Genomic DNA, 18,470 nt, shown 5'->3' with positions numbered 1-18,470 from the left:
TCACGCCTCGACGTGAAACTCAACGTTGACCTGGCCGGAGCCGGACGAGGGAAAATAGTCGCAGAGCTGCTCGGCGGTGCCGTGGTAGTCATGCCAGCCGAGCGCCGCGAACAGCATGATGGTATCGGCCATGCCGCCCTCGCCGTTGCACTTGGTGGCATAGTCCGGAAGCATGTCGAGGAATTCGCGATAGCGGCTGCTCTGCCAGAGCTCGAGCACGCGCAGGTCCACTTGGCGATTGAACTCGCTGGTGACCGACGTCCACGCTTCGGGGCCCAGTTTCTTGTTCGGCCAGAGCCGATGCGAGAGCGACCCGCTGGCGAGAACGGCGACCCGTTCATCCGATGCGTCGATGGCGCGGCGGGTGGCTTCACCGAGTATCCGGCTTTCCTCGAACGAGGTAAACAGCGGCGAGGCGACCGAGACCACCTTCGCGAAGCCGTCGGGGTTCATGTAGTGCATCGGCACGATGGTGCCGTATTCGAGGCCGAGGCTGGGCACCTGGTGGGCGATCACGTAGAGACCCGCATCCCCGGCCCTGTTCGCGATAGCTTCAGCCAGACTCGTATCACCCGGCAGATCGTAGCGCAGATCCTGGATCATCTGCGGCGCCTCGTGGCTCGTGAACGAGCCACGATGCCGCGCATTGGCGTTGATGTGATAGCCGAAATTGGAGAGCCAATGGGTGTCGAACACCACGAAGCAGCTCACGCCGCGCTCTTTTGCCCGCCGGCCGAGTTCGCGCAAGGAGGAGACTGCCGGCTCACGGGCCGCTCGGAGCGGACTGCCGGGGGTCTCCGACAGCATCAGTGATGGAACGTGGGTGACCTTTGCCGCGAGTACGAGCTGCCCCATGGCGGTCACCTAGAAGCGTCAGGCCTGTGGTTGACTGCCGTGGATGGCGGAAGCGAGCCGCAACAACAGCACGATCGAGACATTGCCCTTGCCGGCCTCGATCTGGGCGATATAGCGCTCGGAAATCCCGGAGCGGCGGGCCAACTCGCGGCGGGACAGGTCGCAGCGCATGCGGGAGGACCGTAAGCGATCGCCCAGCTCGGTCAGAAACGCGGCCTCGGAATAAGGCGGTACGGCGCAGCTCCCCGGCAGCACTTCGCCCGCGAAATCCATGACTTGATTCAGCATTGCTCTTTCCACGTTCGCCTTCGGAAAGGCCATCCTACTCTTCGAACGCCCTGTCTCATTGACGCGGATCAAATTCGTGAGCGATCGGCGGCTGCCGTGGAACGGCCGCGGGCGCGATGCTACAATTTGGAATTCTTCGAGGCAGGGTTTTTCGGGACATGATGCGCAATTTGGGCCGCGGGATTGCGGCTGCGGTGCTGTGGGCTGCTGCATTCACCTCCATGGCCGGCGCCGAGACGCTGGCCGCGACCCTCGAGCAATGGGGCCTGCTCGGCTCGTGGGCCGTCGATTGCGGCGTCCGGCCGGATCGCGAAAAGGGCGCGCTGCTGACCTACGAGATCAGGAAGGATGGCCGGGTGATGTACCGGCGCAATTTCGGCGACGCCAAGGACGAGAACGAGGTGGTGTCAGCCACGGTCAATGGCGAGGGTCTGCTCAACGTGATGGTGTTCTTTCCCTCGCTGCGTCAGACGCGCGAGTTCGGTCTCCTCTTGCTGAAAGACGGCAGCCTGCGCGCGATCTACAATCGCAACGAGCGCGGCGAATACACAATCAAGAACGGCAAATACGTTGCGAGCGGCGCGCCGACACCGGTGCAGCAACGCTGCGATTGATCCTCACCCTGCATTCCTGTCGGAAACCATCACGCTCAGCTGAACATCCGTTCAGAATTCTCCTCCCGTTCCTCCGGAACGTTCGCATGCAGGTGCGGTTAGATGTGCATTCGTTTGGAGGAGGACTTCATGAAAAAGCTTGGTTATGTGGCTGCAGCTCTGGGTATGCTCGTCGTTGCGGCGCCAACGCTGGCAAGCGCAGAGACCGTGGTGATCAAGCGCGGGCATCATCACCATCACGGCCCCTACGGCGCTCGCGCCGAATACCGCATGCATCAACATGATCGCAGTTGGCACCGCCACCATCGCGGTGACCGAGTGGTCGTGATCAAGCGCAGCCACCGGCGCCACCATCACCACCACTGATGCGCAATGGAAATGGCCCCTCACGGGGCCGTTTCTTTGCCTGTCCGAGGCCAGCCCCAGCCTCGCGCAAAGTCGGTTGAGGCATTTGGCACGCGCGGCGCAGGGCTCTCGGAATCGCAGCGAGACCGTATTGCTTCGAGCCGCCGATACTCAGGAATGTTTCGCCACCACAGCGGGGCGCATCTGCAGTTGCGGCAGAAGGTCGACCGACCAGAGGTCGCGGTTGTCGACGTCTTTAAGGGTGACCGTCATCACCCCGGTCGTTCCATCGATGTCGACCCGTCCGAAAAACTGCAGGCCGAAACACGGCGCGAGGTTCTCGCCCTGCTCAGCGCTGCAGCCATGCTGGTACATCGGGACCGGGCCAAACGTGTCGTCGAGCTCGCCAGGACTCCAACTGCCGGCATGAAGCGGACCGGAGACGAACTCCCAGAACGGCTCGAAATCCTGAAATTGCGCCTTGTTCGGATCGTAATAGTGCGCGGCAGTGTAGTGCATGTCGGCGGTAAGCCAGACGATGTTGCGGATTCCGGCACGTTTGATGGAGGATAGCAGATCGGCGATCTCGTGCTCACGCCGGTCGGGCGGCCCGTCGCCGAGCGCGACCGCGTCCAAGCTGATCAGCCCGATCGGCAGATCGGCTGCGATCACTTTCCAGGTCGCGCCCGAAGCTGAGAGCTCCCGCTTCAGCCACGCCAGCTGCTCGGCGCCGAGGATCCAGCCGCGATGGTCATCTCCCTTGTTCCAGGTGCCATCGCGATAGCTGCGCATGTCGATGATGAACACATCCAGCAGCGGGCCGTAGGCGATCTTGCGGTAGACCCGGCCCTGCCGCGAGCCGATGTCGCGGATCGGCATGAAGTCGAAGAAGGCGCGGCGAGCTCGCGCGACCAGCCGGGGGGTGCCGTCGTCGTCATAGCCTGTGCCGTCGTAGCTGCCAGTCGGCGACCAGTCGTTGGTGACCTCGTGATCATCCCATTGTGCGAACATCGGTACCTCCGCATGGAAGGCGCGGAAGTGCTCGTCGAGATGGTTGTATTTGTAGTTGCTACGAAACTGCGCCAGCGTTTGCGCGACTTCCGATTTCTCCTCGGTGACGATGTTGCGCCAGATCTCGCCGTTCGGCAGCTTTTGTTCGGGAAGAATTGCGCAGTCCGCGTAGATGTGGTCGCCGGAGTGGACGAAGAAATCCGGGCGATTGTCGAGCATGGTGCGATAGCTGCGATAGCCGCCGCGCGAGGCATCTATGCCCCAGCCCTGGCCCGCGGTATCGCCGGACCACAGGAACGAGATCGAGTGGCTAGCTGCCGGCGCGGTGCGGAAGTGTCCGATGCGGCTTTCACCGCCGAGACCCGTGGCAATGTCGTCGAAGCGCAGGCGGTAGATGATATCCTGGCCCGGTGGCAAATCCGTCAGCAGCAGCTTTGAGGTGAAATCAGCGTCGGGCAGCGCATCACCGGAGGCTGACGCGATGATCGACTTGAAGCTCTCGACGGTCGACCATTCCACCTGCATCCGCGCCGGCCGGCCGGCACGCCCCCAGTTCACAGCGGAGCCGTCAGAGACATCGCCGGACTGGATGCCGCCCAAGATCTGCGGGCGATCAGCAGCGCGGCTGATCGAAGGCGTCGCAAGCGAGGCGATAGGGAGGCTGAAGGCGGAGCGGACCAGGAACTGCCGCCGGGTCCAGGCGCGCGAGGCGCGAGGTGATGCCATTCAGAAGACCTTCGTCGAACTCCGACGGAAGGTGCCTGCACAGCTTGACTCCCAGCTTACGTTTTTTTGACGCCGCGCCTACGTTTTTACGACGCGGGCATGACGGCTTGGCCGTCGCCGCCTAGCGCTTCCAGTTGCAGATGCCGCCGGAGCGGCAGGGCCAGGTCTGGATCCGGGTATCCATTGCCTGCGCGTCGAGCGGATTGCCGTGGCGCCGTGCAAGCTTCGCCCGGGCCGCGCCGCGTGCCTGTCCGCCCCTGGCTTGGGTGGCCTTCGGCTCGGCCACACGGACGCGCTCGGCCGCAACCTTCTTCGGCACGCCGACGGGCTCAGCGCGAGCCTGTGCTTCGTTGCCGTCGCGCGCTTCTAGCGCGACCGGCGCGAAGCGGGTCTCCGGCCCGAGCCGTTTCGGCGAAAGCACGGCCTTGGAGAGATCGAGGCCGAGATATTCCTCAGGCTTGTAGCCGTCAGCGCGCGCGATGCCGCCCCCTGTGATCACGAGGGCAAAAGCAATTGCAGCAAGAACGCTTTTCAGGACCACGGACGCCTCCTGAAACTGTTGTTAATAGGGTAATTTACCCTTATTTAGGAGGCGTCGCGCGCAATTCCAGCGGCCAGATGCGGCCGTGGTTAAGAAGTTGGCGGTGTCAGGCGACCTTTCGCGCCGCTCCCGTCCCGTCCAGAAACCCCATCAGGCGGCTGCGGATGATGGTTTCCGCCTCGCTCATGATTCGATCGATGAGTTCCTTGCAGGATGGGATATCGTGGATCAGGCCGGCGACCATGCCGCAGCTCCATGCGCCGGCGTCCATCTGCCCGTCCAGCATGATCTTGGGATAGACACCCGCAACCTGGTCGTGGATGTCGTCGATCGTGAGCTTGTCGCCCTTCTCGCGCTCGATCTCGATGAGGCGGTCGACGTTGGCGTTCTTCATGACGCGCTCGGTATTGCGCAAGCTCCGCATGATCAGCCGAGTGTCGAGCTCGGTCGCCGCGACGAGCGCATTCTTCACGTTCTGATGCACCGGCGCTTCCTTGGTGGCGATGAAGCGTGTGCCCATGTTCATCCCGGCGGCACCCAGCGACAGGGCCGCGACCAGGCTGCGTCCGTCGGCCATGCCGCCGGAGGCGACGAACGGGATCTTCAACTCTTCCGCCGCGCGCGGCAGCAGGATCATGTTGGGAATGTCGTCCTCGCCGGGATGGCCGCCGCACTCGAAGCCATCGACGCTGACGGCGTCGCAGCCGATGCGCTCCGCCTTCAGCGAGTGCCGCACCGAGGTGCACTTGTGGATGACCTTGATGCCGGCCGCCTTTAGCGCCGGCATGTATTGTTCAGGACTGCGGCCTGCGGTTTCGACCGCCTTGATGCCACCTTCCACGATGGCCGCGATGTATTCGGGATAGGGCGGCGCCGAGAAGGTCGGCAGGAAGGTGAGGTTCACGCCGAACGGCTTGTCGGTCATGTCGCGGCAGCGTGCGATCTCCTTCGCGAGCAATTCCGGCGTCTTCTGGGTTAGACCGGTGATGATGCCGAGCCCGCCGGCATTGGAGACGGCGGCGGCCAACTCGGCAAAGCCGACGAAATGCATGCCGCCCTGGATGATCGGGTGCTCGATGCCGAACAGTTCGGTGATCGCGGTCTTCACTTAAGTACCTCCCTGGATTTTACCTGGCGTTAGGATCAGTCTAATCGCAGTTATCCACCGCGGTCACCATTTCTCTCCGAACGGACGAATCTCCATCTCGAAGGTCCAGGCACTCTTCGGCTGCTGGTAGAGCTGCCAATAGGCGTCTGCAACGGACGAGGGCGGCATTAGCAGGTCGGGATTATCGAGCGCATTGGGCCCGAGCGCTTCGAGCCGGCGCTGGCGCACCCATTCGGTGTCGACCCCAGAATCGATGATGAGATGGGCGACGTGAATGTTTTTCGGCCCGAGTTCGCGCGCCATCGCTTGCGCCACCGCGCGAAGCCCGAACTTGGCGCTCGCAAAGGCGGCAAAGCCGCTGCCGCCGCGCAAGGAGGCGGTGGCGCCGGTGAAGAAGATATTGCCGCCGCCGCGGGGCAGCATCAGCCGTGCCGCCTCGCGTCCTGCCAGGAAGCCGGAATAGCAGGCCATCTCCCAGACTTTCCGGAAAACGCGCTCGGTGGTGTCGAGGATTGGAAAATTGACGTTGGCGCCGACGTTGAAGATGCAGACGTCCAGCGGTGCGCGCTGATCGGCGTCGTTAAGGAACGCGGTGATCTCCTCCTCCTTTCGCGCATCAAGCGAGCGCGCGTGGATTTCACCGCCGGCAGCTTCGATCGCCTTGACCAGCGGCGCGAGCTTGTCGCCGTTGCGACGCCCCGCATAGATCGAGAAGCCCTCGGCGGCGAATTTCTTGGCGATCTCGGAGCCGATGAAGTCGCCGGCCCCGATCACGGCGGCAGTCGCGTTTCGCTTGGGCAAGGTCGCCTCCCCCGATGAGTCGCGCCGCGGGCGCGCCGCGCGCAGTGTGCCGGAGGCTATAGTTCTAAAATAGAACTGTCAAACTGGTGGGAGCGCTGGTAGTTTCCAAACAGAATTGCGATGGCTGTTCAATGCAGTTCCATTTTTAGACTGACTGCAAGTTTAGACTCACTGCAAGTGGAGACCGCTCGTGAGATGGGACACGCTGGAAGAAGAAACCTGCTCACTCGCCCGCACCGTCGCCGTCATCGGGGACCGCTGGACCCTGCTGATCCTGCGCGAGTGCTTCTTGCGCGTGCGGCGCTTCGAAGCGTTCCAGTCCTCGCTCCAGATCACCCGGCACCTGCTCTCGGAGCGACTCAAGAAGCTTGTCCGCTTCGGCATCCTGCGCCGCGTGCCCTATTCCGACGCGCCGAAGCGCTACGAATACATCCTCACGCAGAAAGGGCTCGACCTCTACCCGATCATCATGGCGATGGTGCATTGGGGCGACGCTCATATGGGCGACGAGCGTGGCCGTCCGCTGCTGCACGAGCACAAGACCTGCGGCAAGCTGTTCGATCCGGTGATGGTGTGTTCGGAATGCGGCGAGGCGCTTCACGCGAAGCAGGTGCATGTGCATGCGGGGCCGGCGCGGAGGGAAGCAGGCCGTTGAGGGATCCCGCGCCCTCCAGTCCATCAGGCGCAGCATGGCCACGGGAGCGCCGTCAGCCCGCCACGGTTGCGACCGGATGCGGATCCCGGTGGTCAGCTATCGGTCCGGCTGTGTGAACCTGGCCGTCCGGCTGAGGGGTCGTGCTACGCGAAGGGCACCCCGTAGTAGGTGTTGATACCTCGCACGGCAGCGTCATCGCCCCAGTTCCATTCGGCCTTCTCCCCATATTTTGGGGCGCTTTCCAGATCCTTGGCGGTGATCGCGGTAATATAGCCGCCAAGCTCTGTATCGTATTTGAGCGATTGCCAGGGCAATGGGTAGTGATCGTTGCCCATTCCCAGGAACCCCCCGAAGCTCAGCACGGCATAAGACACCTTGCCGGTGATCTTGTCGATCATCACGCGTTCGATCGAACCGACCCGGTTGCGATCGGCGCCGTAGACCGACGTTCCTTCGACCTTGTCGCTGCCGATCAAACGTCCTGTCTCGCTGCGATCTAGCTCGTCTTGGTTCAACATCGCAATTCTCCACTCAGCCACGTGCAAAACCAACCGGATCGGCGAACGATCGTTCCGGCGAACGTCCCCTGAGCAGGTCAGGAACATCGCGCCAAGCGAGCGGTTCTCTGGGTCTCACACGCCGCCGACCGAGAGCCGCCGCAATGTCTCAGACCGTCTCGGACTTCATCGTTCAACGCCTGCATCAGTGGGGCGTGCGACACATCTTTGGCTATCCCGGAGACGGCATCAACGGCCTGTTCGGCGCGATGAACCGGGCGGACGGCAAGCTCAATTTTGTGCAGGCGCGTCACGAGGAGATGGCGGCATTCATGGCGACCGCTTACGCCAAATTCTCGGGGGAGATCGGTGTGTGCATCGCGACATCCGGTCCCGGCGCCTCGCATCTCGTCACCGGGCTCTATGACGCGCTGCTCGATCACCAGCCGGTGCTCGCAATAGTCGGCCAGCAATCGCGCAACGCCCTCGGCGGACACTATCAGCAGGAGATCGATCTTCTCTCGATGTTCAAGGACGTCGCCGGCGCCTACGTCATGCAGGCATCCTCACCTGCACAAGTGCGACACCTGATCGATCGTGCGGTGCGGATTGCGCTGGCGCGGCGGGCCCCGACCGTGATCATTCTGCCCAACGACCTTCAGGAAGAGCCTTACGAGGATCCGCCCCGTGCACACGGAACGCTGCATTCCGGTATCGGCTACAGCGCGCCTAGCGTGATGCCCCGCGAGGCCGATCTCGACCGCGCGGCGGATATCCTCAACGGCGGCAAGAAAGTTGCGATGCTCGTGGGTGCAGGCGCGCTTGGCGCCACCGACGAAGTCATCGCGGTGGCCGATCGGCTGTCGGCCGGCTGCGCCAAGGCGCTGCTCGGCAAGGCCGCGCTGCCCGACGATCTGCCATGGGTCACCGGCTCGATCGGCCTGCTGGGTACCGAGCCCAGCTACAACATGATGATGGAGTGCGACACGCTGCTGATGGTGGGCTCGGCCTTTCCCTACGCCGAGTTCCTGCCAAAGGAAGGCAGCGCGCGGGGCGTGCAGATCGACATCGACGCCAGCATGATGTCGATCCGCTTTCCGATGGAGGTCGGCCTCGTCGGGGACGCCGCCGAAACGCTGCGCGCATTGTTGCCGCGGCTCAAGCCCAAGAGCGACGGGGCTTGGCGCCAGCGGATCGAGGACGACATCGCGAAATGGTGGACGACCCTCGACGACCGCGCGCATCAGCCTGCGACGCCCGTCAATCCGCAGCTCGTCACCTGGGAACTGTCCCCGCGCCTACCCGACCGCGCCATCATCACCAGCGATTCCGGCTCCTGCGCCAACTGGTTCGCGCGCGATCTAAAGATGCGGCGCGGCATGACGGCATCGCTCTCCGGTGGGCTCGCTTCGATGGGCGCCGCAGTGCCTTACGCACTCGCGGCCAAATACGCCCACCCGGACCGGCCGGTGATCGCGCTGGTCGGCGACGGTGCCATGCAGATGAACAACATGGCCGAGCTGATCACGGCTGCGAAGTACTGGCGCTCGTGGCGGGACCCGCGCTTCATCGTTTGCGTCTTCAACAACGAAGACTTGAACCAGGTCACCTGGGAGCAGCGCATCATCAACGGAGATCCGAAATTCGAGGCCTCGCAGCGCATCCCGGATGTCTCCTACTCCCGCTTCGCGGAGTTGGTCGGCCTGCGCGGCATCTTCGTTGACGACCCGCAGCAGATCGGCTCGGCCTGGGACCAGGCTCTGGCGAGCGACATGCCCGTCGTGCTGGAAGTGAAGACCGATCCTGAGGTTCCGCCGCTGCCGCCGCACATCACCCTGCAGCAGGCGAAGAATTTTTCGCTCGCCGTGCTGAAGGGCGATCCGAACGAAAGCGCGATGATCAAGGGCGCGGCGCGGCAGGTCCTCGAGTCGATCCTGCCCGGAAAGCAATGAGGTGAACCATGAGTGATTTCCGCGATATCCAGCACGGCGTGAACGATCCGGTCGGGGGCTTGGACGTCAAGCGCCAGGTTAACGACAATCGCACTCCACATGAGCGGGCGCAGCATCATGCCGACGTCCGCGCCGACGCGACCCCCACACCGACCGAGCCATTCCTTCCCGAACGACTCCGGCGAAAGGCAACTGATCCGATCAACCCCCGAAGCGGCAGGAAGCCGACCGACTGACCGGTTTGGAACCTCGGCCCCGGCCGCGTGTTGGTCGGCGCAAACGTCGCCGGCAGGCGCCGCGCGACTCATCGAAGGGATCTATCATGAAACGCACTATCATCGCCCTTGCCTGCATGATTCTTGCGGGGCCAGCACTTGCCCAATCGCTGGGTGAGAAGACCGGCGTAAACTCCGCGCTGGGCGTCGCGCCAAGCACCCCCGATTTCGTCAAGCAGGTGGCCATCAGCGACATGTTCGAGATCGAGTCGAGCAAGCTCGCCGAGCAGAAGGGCAACGCGCAGGAGAAGAGCTTCGCGAAGCAGATGGTGACTGATCACACCAAGACCAGCACCGAACTCAAGGGCCTCGTCAGCGATGGCAAGGTACAGGCAACCCTGCCGACCACGCTCGACAGCGCGCACCAGAGCAAGCTCGACAAGCTCAAGAACGCGACGGGCAAGGACTTCAGCTCGGACTACGATTCCTACCAGGTCAGCGCCCATGAGGACGCCGTCTCCCTGTTCGAGCGCTACGCCAACGGTGGCGACAATGCCGCGCTGAAGGGCTGGGCGGGCAAGACCCTGCCTGCGCTCAAGCACCATCTCGAGATGGCCAAGGAGCTCGGCAAGGCGCCGAGCGTCGGTCAGTCCAAATAGCCTCAGTCCAGGTAGCGTCAGCCCAAGTCACGCATTGCTGAAGGACGCCGGTACACCCGGCGTCCCCACTCTAGCAACGACGACCGTCTCCGCGCATTGAGTCTCGATCCTCGCGGAGAGCATGATGTCGAACTCCAGCAAAACTTCCTTGTCCCGCCGGCATGTCGTCCACGCCGCGAGCGCAACGCTCGCGGCGGCTTCGCTGGCATCGACAGCGAAAGGAAACACCCCCATGTCCGAGCAGGCCTTGATCGATCCGGTAAGCCGCTTTCCAAAGCCGCCGTTCAAGAAGCAGTCGCAGCCCTGGCCGGGTCTCGCCGGCAAGATGGAGCCGCGGCCGGATCATGGCGAGACCACCTACAAGGGCTCCGGCCGGCTCGCCGGCCGCAAGGCCTTGATCACCGGCGGCGATTCCGGCATGGGCCGCGCTGCCGCGATCGCCTATGCGCGCGAAGGTGCCGATGTCGCCATCAACTATCTGTCCGCAGAAGAACCGGATGCGCAGGAGGTGATCGCACTGATCAAAAAGGAACGGCGCACCGGGCTCGCCATCCCCGGCGACCTGACAGACGAAGCCTTCTGCAAGCAATTGGTCGACCAGGCCGTGCAGGGCCTCGGCGGGATCGACATCGTCGTGTGCAACGCCGCGCGACAACAAGCGCGCGCTTCCATCCTCGACGTCTCGTCAGAGGATTTCGATGCAACCATGAAGACGAATATCTACGCGCCGTTCTGGATCATCAAAGCGGCACTGCCGCACCTCAAGCCTGGCTCCTGCATCATCGGCACGACGTCGGAGCAGGCTTATGATCCCTCACCGGACCTCTACGATTATGCGCAGACCAAGGCGGCGACGATGAACTACGTGAAGTCGCTGGCGAAGCAGCTCGCCTCCAAGGGCATCCGCGTCAATGGCGTTGCGCCGGGGCCGATCTGGACGCCGCTCCAGGTCTCCGGCGGCGCTACCATGGAGAAGCTCGAGAAATTCGGCGGCATGACCCCGCTGGGCCGTCCCGGCCAACCGGTCGAGCTGGCCTCGATCTACGTGCAGCTTGCCGCGGCGGACGCCAGCTATGCGACGGGTCAGGTGTACGGCTCCGCTGGCGGATCCGGGCAACCCTAGTCACGCCGCAGCCGACGAATGTCAGCGCCGGAACTGCTGGGCAGCATTGGCCTTGCCGCCTTGTCGGCCTGTCGGCTCGGGCAGCTTGCGCCCGTCGGAGGTTGCGCCTCCGACTGCCTACAATCGCTTGTTTCGGAATCCGTCTTCAATGCCGGGTGCGACGATACGCATGGAACTCTTCCCAAGTTGGCAGGTTGAGTAATCTACTCAACTTACTCAAATTGCGTGATCACCATGAACGACGTACGGGCCGAGCGCCTTCAGGTCATGCTCTCGCCGGAAGAATTGGCCGCTATTGATGATTTCCGGTTCAGGCACCGCATGCCGACGCGGGCGGCCGCCGTCCGCGAACTGCTCAACCTCGGACTTGCGGCTGTGGGCGTCGATGCCAGCGCCGGCGTGAAGTCAAGCAACTTCGGCGTGCTGGGCCGCGGACCAGACGGACATACCCACAGAGATCCGGAAGACGCAGCGGACTGACCGCAACGGACGCCCTCTGCCAGGCAAACGGCCCTGGCACGGTGGGTGCCAGGGCCGTGCTTGGAGATTGCTTCCGGCGCACCGGGGGCATGACAACCGGAAGCAATCCTTCGACTCCTCGCGCGGGAATTGGTTCCCGTGCGAAATCTAGCCTGTCGCATCGCTCGAGCCGTCCGGCATTGCGCCGGAGCCCGGCGTCTTGCTGTCGTCGCTTAGCTTGGGATCGCGCGTCGCTTCGCGCGAGGGCGAACCTTTCGGATCCGTCTTGTGCACAGATTGTGCACGCTCCTTGTCGCGCGGCTGTTCCTCCCCGCGCTTGTCCTTGACGATACCTTGATCGGAATGGGCCATGGTGGGCTCTCGCTTCTCCTGATGTCTCGGAGCGCCTACGCAATACGGCCAGGAATGTTCCGCCACCGCTAACTTCGCACCGGATGCACCTCCTCGCCAGATGCGTTTTCGAGATGCACCTGCCGCACCGTCGTTACAGTGGCGAACGCGACTGAGACGCCAAAGGCGAGCATGAGGGAAAGAAGCACCAGACGTGGAGCCATCGCCAAACCTCCTTCTGCAACCGGAAACCGAGGCGATCGAATACTCCTGAATGATCCCGGATCTGTTGCTTGTCCTCTGTGAGCGGTCTCACAGCGGATCTACATATCCCGGTTCGGAGCAGGAGCGTGGGCCGGAACGGGCGGGATTTCGCCATCGAGCCAATCCTGCTCGTTGGCGAGCGCCGCCCAGGCATCGGCCATGCGCGAGTAGCGCTTATGGGCAGGTTGTCCGTCCGCTCGCTCGGCAAGCTGAAGACAATTGTCGGCGTTGTCTCTGAAGATGTCAGACTGTTTCATGCACAACACGTAAGGGCGGAACTCTCGCGTCGCAACCCACTCACCGGATCGTAACCTGGGGAACTTCGTACGCATTCCGTCATTGATATCGATGCGAGTTCTTGCCGCGATTATCCTGGCATTCATCCACACCGCGACTCTTGCCGAGAGCACCGGCGAGCGAAAGCCTGGCGATCGGCCACCAACCGCGATCGAAGTCATCAGCGGGCTCTACAGCTTCAGCCGATTTCAACAGGGTCTTCTTGAGAACACCGACCTCAAGGGCAATGCGGAGGTCAAGAACCTGGCCGCCCTGCGCGCCGAGGAAGCGGTCAAGCGCGACAAGAGACTGAAAGGCGTCCAGGAGGCGATTGGCGCAGAACTGCACGTCGGCAAGGTAGAGTCGCCGACTGCTAGTCTCGTCGAACCCGAAATGTCGGATGGTCCGACTTACGTCAGAAGCTTCTATGCCGCGCAGATTCCCGAATACGAGTCGATCATCATTCTGCTCGAGCGTTATCTGAAGGCGCCCGACCATGCAGCGCTCGCGGCGTTTGCGCGCGAGCAGCTCCCGATTTTGCGCGTGCAGGCCAGGGACGCCGAGCGTACCATGGCGGACAAGTAGGCGCCGCCTCTACTTGTCGTTCGGATGTCGCTGCGGTTGCGCGGTGCGGTCGCCCTCCAACATCTTGTCCCTGCCGGCATCGCCATTGTCGTCCTTACCACCTGAAGACGAGGTCCCGCTGCCGCTCGGGTTTGATCGGGTCGTCGTGCCGGTGGTTGGGGTATCCGCCCGGGGATTGGCGGAGCTCGCGGCGGGGTCGCCGGTCACGGCCCCACGGCCGCTGGGGCCGCCGCCCTGTGCCAAGGCCGAACCGGCGGCGAACACCATCATAGCCATAGCGGGGAGTCCTGCTTTCATGTTCGTTCTCCTCTCTTCACGGGCTAACAGTCGGGCTCGCCGCTCCGTTCCGCGAGCCGGACGCCAGGTACGGAGAGCAGAGCGCGGGAGCCCGATGGCATTTCTTCCGGTTTTGGGCGGAACCAATTCGGCTGATCATCGTTAGTTGGATCGGGCTGAGCAAAGCAGGTTCCATTCCCGCGCCGCACCCTTGGCGCTTGATTTCGAATTTGGCTGACGCTCTATTTTGACCAAACGCGCCACGCCTAGGATTCGGGCGACGCCTGCGGGGGAATCAGTATGAGCGACCTCGATCCCGGAAGTGCATCACGCTCCGGTCGTCGCGGCCCAAAACCGAAAAACAACGGTTCATCGGAGCAGGATTCCCGGGCTGAATTGCTGCTCGCATTGCAGGCAATGCGCAGTGGCGATTTCTCAGTGCGGATGAGCGGTGACTATCTGGGCATCGACGGCAAGATCGCCGACACTTTTAATGAGATCATCGCGGCCAATCAGCGCATGGCACAGCAGCTCGAGCTGGTCGGCCAGGTGGTGGGCCGTGAGGGCAAGACCCGGCAACGCGTGAAGTTCGGCCTCGCCTCGGGCTCCTGGGCCGACATGGAAGGCTCCGTCAACACGCTGATCGACGATTTGTTGTGGCCGACCCGCGAGGTTACGCGTGCGGTCGCGGCGGTGGCGCAAGGCGACCTGCTCCAGACCGTCAAGCTCGACGTCGACGGTCGGCCGCTGCGCGGCGAATTCCTGCAGTCGGCGAACATCGTCAACACCATGATCAAGCAGCTCGGCGTGTTCACCTCCGAGGTGACGCGCGTCGCGCGCGAGGTCGGCACCGAGGGCAAGCTCGGCGGCCAAGCCCAGGTGCCCGAGGTGACCGGCGTCTGGAAGGACCTCACTGAAAGCGTCAACTCGATGGCGAACAACCTGACCAACCAGGTTCGCAACATCGCGGAGGTGACGATCGCGGTCGCCAATGGCGACCTCTCCAAGAAGATCACGGTCGACGTCCGCGGCGAGATCCTCCAGCTCAAGGAAGCCATCAACACGATGGTGGACCAGCTCCGCTCCTTCGCCTCGGAAGTGACGCGCGTGGCGCGCGAGGTCGGCACCGACGGCAAGCTCGGCGGCCAGGCGATCGTGCCGGGCGTGGCCGGCACCTGGAAGGATTTGACCGACTCCGTCAACGCGATGTGCGGCAATTTGACCGCGCAGGTACGAAATATCGCGAACGTCACCACGGCCGTGGCGCGCGGCGACCTCTCGCGCAAGATCACCGTGGACGTGCGCGGCGAGATCCTGGAGCTGAAGGACACCATCAACACCATGGTGGACCAGCTCAACTCGTTCGCCTCGGAAGTGACGCGCGTGGCGCGCGAGGTCGGCACCGAAGGCAAGCTCGGTGGCCAGGCCCAGGTGCCCGGCGTGGCCGGCACATGGAAGGATCTCACCGACAACGTCAACTTCATGGCCTCGAACCTGACCGCGCAGGTTCGCAACATTGCCGACGTCGCTACCGCCATCGCGAGCGGCGACCTCTCGAAGAAGATCACGGTGAACGTCTCGGGCGAGATCCTTCAGCTGAAGGAGACGCTCAACACCATGGTCGACCAGCTCAACGCCTTCGCCGGCGAAGTCACGCGGGTCGCGCGCGAAGTCGGCACCGAGGGGCGGCTGGGCGGTCAGGCCAACGTGCTCGGCGTTGCCGGCACCTGGAAAGACCTGACCGAGAGCGTCAACTCGATGGCTTCCAACCTGACCGCGCAGGTGCGCAACATCGCGGAGGTGACGACGGCGGTCGCCGGCGGCGACCTCTCGAAGAAGATCACCGTGGACGTGCGCGGCGAGATCCTGGAGCTGAAGGACACCATCAACACCATGGTCGACCAGCTCAACGCCTTCGCCGGCGAAGTCACGCGCGTGGCGCGCGAGGTCGGCACCGAAGGCAAGCTCGGCGGCCAGGCCGTGGTGCGCGGCGTCGGCGGCACGTGGAAAGACTTGACCGACAGCGTCAATTCGATGGCCTCGAACCTGACCGGGCAGGTCCGCAACATCGCAGAGGTCGCGACCGCCGTGGCGAAGGGCGACCTGTCCAAGAAGATCACTGTGAACGTGTCGGGCGAAATCCTTCAGCTGAAGGAAACGCTCAACACCATGGTCGACCAGCTCAACGCCTTCGCCGGCGAGGTCACGCGCGTCGCGCGCGAGGTCGGCACCGACGGCAAGCTTGGCGGCCAGGCCGGCGTGCCCGGCGTTGCCGGCACCTGGAAGGATTTGACCGACTCCGTGAACTCGATGGCGGGCAACCTCACGGCCCAGGTCCGCAACATCGCGGAAGTCGCGACTGCGATCGCTGGCGGCGACCTCTCCCGCAAGATCACCGTGGATGTGCGCGGCGAGATCCTTCAGCTCAAGGATACGCTGAACACGATGGTCGACCAGCTCAACCGGTTCGCCGGCGAGGTGACGCGCGTCGCGCGCGAGGTCGGCACCGAAGGACGCCTCGGCGGCCAGGCCAACGTGCCCGGCGTTGCCGGCACCTGGAAGGATCTCACCGACTCCGTGAACTCGATGGCGGGCAACCTCACGGCCCAGGTCCGCAACATCGCCGAAGTGACGACCGCCGTTGCGCGCGGCGACCTCTCCCGCAAGATCACCGTCGACGTGAAAGGCGAAATCCTCGAGCTCAAGAACACCATCAACACCATGGTGGACCAGCTCAACGGCTTTGCCGGCGAAGTCACGCGCGTCGCGCGCGAGGTCGGTACCGAAGGTAAGCTCGGCGGACAGGCCGAAGTGCCCGGCGTCGCCGGCACCTGGAAGGACCTCACCGACAACGTCAACTTCATGGCTTCGAATCTGACGGCCCAGGTCCGCAACATCGCCGAGGTCGCAACCGCCATTGCCGGCGGCGACCTTTCGAAGAAGATCACGGTCGACGTGCGCGGCGAGATCCTTCTCTTGAAGGACACCCTGAACACCATGGTCGAGCAGCTCCGCTCCTTCGCCGCCGAAGTGACGCGCGTCGCGCGCGAGGTCGGCACCGAAGGCCGGCTCGGCGGTCAGGCCGTCGTGCCCGGCGTCGGTGGCACGTGGAAGGATCTCACCGACAACGTCAACCTCCTGGCCGCGAACCTGACGACGCAGGTCCGCAACATCGCCGAAGTCACCACGGCGGTTGCGCGCGGCGACCTCTCGCGCAAGATCACGGTCGACGTGAAAGGTGAAATCCTCGAGCTCAAGAACACCATCAACACCATGGTGGACCAGCTCAACGCCTTTGCCGGCGAAGTCACGCGCGTGGCGCGCGAGGTCGGCACCGAGGGCAAGCTCGGTGGCCAGGCCCAGGTGCCCGGGGTTGCCGGCACATGGAAGGACCTCACCGACACGGTGAACCTCATGGCCGCGAACCTGACCGAGCAGGTGCGCGGCATCGTCAAGGTGGTGACCGCGGTCGCCAACGGCGATCTCAAGCAGAACTTGACGATGAAATCGCGCGGCGAGGTCGCCGCTCTCGCCGACACCATCAACAACATGACCGAGACGCTGGCGACCTTCGCCGACCAGGTAACGTCGGTGGCGCGCGAGGTCGGCGTCGAAGGTCGGCTCGGCGGCCAGGCCAACGTGCCGGGCGCTGCCGGCACCTGGAAGGACCTCACCGGCAACGTGAATCTTCTGGCTGCCAACCTCACCTCGCAGGTGCGCGCGATCGCCGAGGTCGCGACCGCGGTGACAAAGGGCGACCTGACGCGATCGATCCAGGTCGACGCCCGCGGCGAAGTCGCGGAGCTGAAGGACAACATCAACACGATGATCACGAACCTCCGTCTGACGACGGATGTGAACACCGAGCAGGACTGGCTGAAGACCAACCTCGCCAAGTTCACCAACATGCTCCAGGGACAGCGCGATCTCACCACGGTCGGCCGGATGCTGCTCACCGAATTGTCGCCGCTGGTGAACGCCCATACCGGCGTGATCTACCAGGTAGAGAACGAGAACGACCCGCAGCTGCTGTTGCTCGCCTCTTATGCCAGCGACGGCGTCTATCCCTATCAACCCGTGCTGCAGTTCGGCGAAGGCCTGATCGGCCAATGCGCGCTCGACAAGCGGCCGCGCGTCGTCTCCGACATTCCGGCCGACGTGGTGCCGATCAACTCGGCGCTGTTCCGCGTCGCGCCGAAGAACCTCGTGGTGCTGCCGGTCCTGTTCGAAGGCCAGGTCAAGGCCGTGATCGAACTCGCCTCGCTGGTCTCCTTCACGACCTCGCAGATGACGTTCCTGGAGCAGCTCACCGACTCCATCGGAATCGTGCTCAATTCGATCGAGGCGACGATGCAGACCGAAGGCCTGCTCAAACAGTCGCAACAGCTCGCCGGCGAGCTGCAGACCCAACAGCGCGAGCTGCAGCAGACCAACGACCAGCTCGAGCAGAAGGCGCAGCAGCTGGCCGAGCGTAACGTCGAGGTCGAGCGCAAGAATCAGGAAATCGAGCAGGCTCGCCGCGCGCTTGAGGAAAAGGCCACCGAGCTCGCTCTGACCTCGAAGTACAAGTCCGAATTCCTGGCCAATATGAGCCACGAGCTCCGTACGCCGCTGAATTCGATCCTGATCCTGGGTCAGCAGCTCACCGACAACCCGGACGGCAACCTCTCGGCCAAGCAGGTCGAATTCGCCCGCACCATCCACGGCGCGGGCACCGACCTGCTCAATCTTATCAGCGACATTCTCGATCTCTCCAAGATCGAGTCCGGCACGGTGACGGTCGACGCCGAGGAAATTCTCACCGCGAACCTGCTGGAGACCGTGGGCCGGCCGTTCCGGCACGAGGCGGACAACCGCAACCTGTCGTTC

General features: G+C 63.6%; 20 protein-coding genes and 1 pseudogene. 10 read left to right on the top strand and 11 right to left on the bottom strand.

The window, feature by feature from the left end; translation table 11 throughout:
- Together hpaD and K408_RS0118595 are read right to left on the bottom strand one after the other, a co-directional pair.
- Entirely contained in the window at positions 1 to 855 is an 855-nt protein-coding gene (gene hpaD, locus K408_RS0118600) for a 3,4-dihydroxyphenylacetate 2,3-dioxygenase (protein WP_024340302.1), read from the bottom strand.
- Positions 856 to 873: 18 nt separating this feature from the next.
- Positions 874 to 1,143 carry a helix-turn-helix domain-containing protein gene (locus tag K408_RS0118595; protein ID WP_024340303.1) on the bottom strand — a complete coding sequence of 90 codons (270 nt, stop codon included), beginning with the start codon at positions 1,141 to 1,143 and terminating at the stop codon, positions 874 to 876.
- Positions 1,144 to 1,301: 158 nt separating this feature from the next.
- Here K408_RS0118595 and K408_RS0118590 point away from each other — a divergent pair, with 158 nt between their 5' ends.
- Complete coding sequence (locus K408_RS0118590; RefSeq protein ID WP_024340304.1) at positions 1,302 to 1,757, top strand: hypothetical protein; 456 nt, start codon at positions 1,302 to 1,304, stop codon at positions 1,755 to 1,757.
- A 129-nt stretch (positions 1,758 to 1,886) separates the two neighbouring features.
- The gene (locus K408_RS0118585) at positions 1,887 to 2,123 is read left to right on the top strand and encodes a hypothetical protein (protein WP_024340305.1); all 237 of its coding nucleotides are present in this window, start codon (positions 1,887 to 1,889) and stop codon (positions 2,121 to 2,123) included.
- Positions 2,124 to 2,273: 150 nt separating this feature from the next.
- Here K408_RS0118585 and K408_RS0118580 read toward each other — a convergent pair whose 3' ends face one another.
- From K408_RS0118580 to K408_RS0118565, 4 genes are all read right to left on the bottom strand, one after another.
- Complete coding sequence (locus tag K408_RS0118580) at positions 2,274 to 3,839, bottom strand: alkaline phosphatase D family protein (RefSeq protein ID WP_024340306.1); 1,566 nt, start codon at positions 3,837 to 3,839, stop codon at positions 2,274 to 2,276.
- 121 nt (positions 3,840 to 3,960) lie between these two features.
- Positions 3,961 to 4,380, bottom strand: a complete 420-nt coding sequence (locus K408_RS0118575; RefSeq protein WP_024340307.1) for a hypothetical protein — start codon at positions 4,378 to 4,380, stop codon at positions 3,961 to 3,963.
- Positions 4,381 to 4,486: 106 nt separating this feature from the next.
- Positions 4,487 to 5,488, bottom strand: coding sequence for an NAD(P)H-dependent flavin oxidoreductase (locus K408_RS0118570; RefSeq protein WP_024340308.1), 1,002 nt, complete (start codon positions 5,486 to 5,488; stop codon positions 4,487 to 4,489).
- 63 nt (positions 5,489 to 5,551) lie between these two features.
- The gene (locus tag K408_RS0118565; protein WP_024340309.1) at positions 5,552 to 6,289 is read right to left on the bottom strand and encodes an SDR family oxidoreductase; all 738 of its coding nucleotides are present in this window, start codon (positions 6,287 to 6,289) and stop codon (positions 5,552 to 5,554) included.
- Between the two features lie 190 nt (positions 6,290 to 6,479).
- On the opposite strand from K408_RS0118565, the gene K408_RS0118560 reads away from it, so the two are divergent.
- On the top strand, positions 6,480 to 6,944 hold the full coding sequence (locus tag K408_RS0118560) for a winged helix-turn-helix transcriptional regulator (protein ID WP_024340310.1): 465 nt from the start codon (positions 6,480 to 6,482) through the stop codon (positions 6,942 to 6,944).
- Positions 6,945 to 7,087: 143 nt separating this feature from the next.
- On the opposite strand, the gene K408_RS0118555 is transcribed toward K408_RS0118560, so the two are convergent.
- Complete coding sequence (locus K408_RS0118555; RefSeq protein ID WP_024340311.1) at positions 7,088 to 7,462, bottom strand: PRC-barrel domain-containing protein; 375 nt, start codon at positions 7,460 to 7,462, stop codon at positions 7,088 to 7,090.
- 143 nt (positions 7,463 to 7,605) lie between these two features.
- Here K408_RS0118555 and K408_RS0118550 point away from each other — a divergent pair, with 143 nt between their 5' ends.
- The 5 genes from K408_RS0118550 (at position 7,606) to K408_RS0118525 (ending at position 11,870) form a co-directional block, all read left to right on the top strand.
- Complete coding sequence (locus K408_RS0118550) at positions 7,606 to 9,393, top strand: thiamine pyrophosphate-requiring protein (RefSeq protein WP_024340312.1); 1,788 nt, start codon at positions 7,606 to 7,608, stop codon at positions 9,391 to 9,393.
- 8 nt (positions 9,394 to 9,401) lie between these two features.
- Positions 9,402 to 9,629 (top strand): hypothetical protein, encoded by a 228-nt coding sequence (locus tag K408_RS0118545; protein ID WP_024340313.1) that lies wholly within the window; start codon positions 9,402 to 9,404, stop codon positions 9,627 to 9,629.
- An 86-nt stretch (positions 9,630 to 9,715) separates the two neighbouring features.
- Positions 9,716 to 10,267: a DUF4142 domain-containing protein gene (locus K408_RS0118540; RefSeq protein ID WP_024340314.1), complete on the top strand. Its 552-nt coding sequence runs from the start codon at positions 9,716 to 9,718 to the stop codon at positions 10,265 to 10,267.
- Positions 10,268 to 10,499: 232 nt separating this feature from the next.
- A complete protein-coding gene (locus K408_RS0118530; protein ID WP_028145925.1) occupies positions 10,500 to 11,390 on the top strand; it encodes an SDR family oxidoreductase in 891 nt (296 codons plus the stop codon).
- A 234-nt stretch (positions 11,391 to 11,624) separates the two neighbouring features.
- Complete coding sequence (locus tag K408_RS0118525; protein ID WP_024340316.1) at positions 11,625 to 11,870, top strand: hypothetical protein; 246 nt, start codon at positions 11,625 to 11,627, stop codon at positions 11,868 to 11,870.
- A gap of 147 nt (positions 11,871 to 12,017) precedes the next feature.
- Here the strand turns inward: K408_RS0118525 and K408_RS0118520 are convergent, their stop codons facing one another.
- The 3 genes from K408_RS0118520 to K408_RS38180 form a co-directional block, all read right to left on the bottom strand.
- Positions 12,018 to 12,221, bottom strand: a complete 204-nt coding sequence (locus K408_RS0118520) for a hypothetical protein (protein WP_024340317.1) — start codon at positions 12,219 to 12,221, stop codon at positions 12,018 to 12,020.
- A 68-nt stretch (positions 12,222 to 12,289) separates the two neighbouring features.
- Positions 12,290 to 12,424: a hypothetical protein gene (locus K408_RS43925; protein WP_283805278.1), complete on the bottom strand. Its 135-nt coding sequence runs from the start codon at positions 12,422 to 12,424 to the stop codon at positions 12,290 to 12,292.
- Between the two features lie 99 nt (positions 12,425 to 12,523).
- Positions 12,524 to 12,721 (bottom strand): hypothetical protein, encoded by a 198-nt coding sequence (locus K408_RS38180; protein ID WP_024340318.1) that lies wholly within the window; start codon positions 12,719 to 12,721, stop codon positions 12,524 to 12,526.
- Between the two features lie 91 nt (positions 12,722 to 12,812).
- Here K408_RS38180 and K408_RS0118510 point away from each other — a divergent pair, with 91 nt between their 5' ends.
- Positions 12,813 to 13,325, top strand: a complete 513-nt coding sequence (locus tag K408_RS0118510; protein WP_024340319.1) for a hypothetical protein — start codon at positions 12,813 to 12,815, stop codon at positions 13,323 to 13,325.
- 9 nt (positions 13,326 to 13,334) lie between these two features.
- On the opposite strand, the gene K408_RS0118505 is transcribed toward K408_RS0118510, so the two are convergent.
- Complete coding sequence (locus K408_RS0118505) at positions 13,335 to 13,622, bottom strand: hypothetical protein (protein ID WP_024340320.1); 288 nt, start codon at positions 13,620 to 13,622, stop codon at positions 13,335 to 13,337.
- Positions 13,623 to 13,901: 279 nt separating this feature from the next.
- On the opposite strand from K408_RS0118505, the pseudogene K408_RS0118500 reads away from it, so the two are divergent.
- Positions 13,902 to 18,311 (top strand): annotated as a pseudogene (locus K408_RS0118500) (HAMP domain-containing protein); the annotation flags it as partial.
- Positions 18,312 to 18,470 lie beyond the last annotated feature (159 nt).

Source organism: Bradyrhizobium sp. in8p8 (assembly GCF_000426845.1).
Lineage (GTDB): Bacteria > Pseudomonadota > Alphaproteobacteria > Rhizobiales > Xanthobacteraceae > Bradyrhizobium > Bradyrhizobium japonicum_C.
The sequence above is the reverse complement of the archived record's forward strand: the minus strand, read 5'-3'. Positions and strand labels throughout refer to the sequence as shown.